This is a genomic window from Candidatus Saccharimonadia bacterium (genome assembly GCA_035544015.1).
Classification (GTDB): Bacteria; Patescibacteriota; Saccharimonadia; order UBA4664; family UBA4664; genus UBA5169.
The window spans coordinates 1-1,253 of record DATKIP010000115.1; the positions used below are offsets into that span (position 1 = coordinate 1).

The window sequence follows — 1,253 nt, forward strand, 5'->3', positions numbered from 1 at the left end:
GGGATGTTCCCCTGATTTCATTGACACCCGGCTCCTTGAGCCTGCCGTTCGAACGTCGCAGGCGACACGTAGCGCAATGATGAATGAAGTCGATCGGTGTTGTAAAACGGGACGTAGCTCTTCAGCGCATCACGAATTGCCAAGTCCTGTTCGAATCGGACCCCGTGGTAAATCTCCGCCTTCATCGAATGGAAGAAGGATTCGATGAAGGCGTTGTCGGTCATCCTGCCTGGCCGGTTCATGCTCTGCGTGATCCCGAGCTGCCCGAGGCGTCGCTTGAACGCCGCTGCAGCGTATTCGGTGCCGCGGTCGGTATGGAACACCAGACCCGCTTTGGGGCAGCGCCTGCGTACGGCGCTGTTGAGTGCACGCAACGTCAACGCGACGTCTTTCCTCGGGCCGTAGCTCCAGCCCAGTACCCGCCGGCTGTACTTGTCCATGACGACCGCCAGGTAGCGGTAGATCGCACCCACTTTGAGATAGGTGATGTCGCCCACCCACACCTGGTCGGGGCACTCGAGCTTGAGATCGAGCTGCGCGTTGCGCACGCTGTCGAAGTAGCGCTGTATGGCAGGGCTCGTGTAGCGGATCTTGGCGACCCGAGCCTTGATGCCGTGCTTGCGCATGAGGCGCGCGACGCGATTCTCGCCCACGCCGCGGCCGCGTTGGCGCAGCGCCTGGTGCACTCGAGGACTGCCGTAGATACCTCGGCTTTCGGCATGAACCGCGCGGATCTCCAGCGCTAGGGCTTCGTTCTGGCGCTCACGCTCGCTACGCTCGCGCGAGCGCCAGCCGTAAAACCCCGCCCTGGTCACCCCGTAGACCCGGCACATCAGCGTGAGCTTGTGGTGCGTCCGGTTTACTTCGATGAAGGCGAAGATCTCCGCTTTCGATCGGAAGCAAACCGGATGGCTTTTTTTAGCAGCTCGTGCTCCTCCTTGAGCACCTTGTAGCGCCGCTCGAGCTCCCTCAGCCTTCTCAGCTCCGCCGTGGTCTCCACATCCAGCTTGGATGCCCTCGCCACGATCACCCTTTCTCGAACCTGCTTTCGCCACAACGAGAGCATGAACGGATGAATGTCCAATGCTGCCGCAACATCCTTCACCCGCACTCCAGGCAAGCTGCTCAATTTCACCGCAGTTGCCTTGAATCGATCTCCGTATCTCTCGATCTTCCTCGGTGCTGCTTTGGGCACAACACACCTCCAGCCGTTAGGCCGAGGTGTCAACTAAATCGGGGGAAGCTTGGTGTCG

2 protein-coding genes are annotated in these 1,253 nt (G+C 60.5%); both read right to left on the bottom strand.

Annotated features, from left to right (window positions below):
• Nucleotides 1–17: 17 nt before the first annotated feature.
• On the bottom strand, nt 18–881 hold the full coding sequence (locus tag VMT30_09570; GenBank protein HVQ45173.1) for an IS3 family transposase: 864 nt from the start codon (nt 879–881) through the stop codon (nt 18–20).
• A complete protein-coding gene (locus tag VMT30_09575; GenBank protein ID HVQ45174.1) occupies nt 860–1,195 on the bottom strand; it encodes a transposase in 336 nt (111 codons plus the stop codon). Before VMT30_09575 ends, VMT30_09570 begins: the two co-directional genes overlap by 22 nt.
• Nucleotides 1,196–1,253 lie beyond the last annotated feature (58 nt).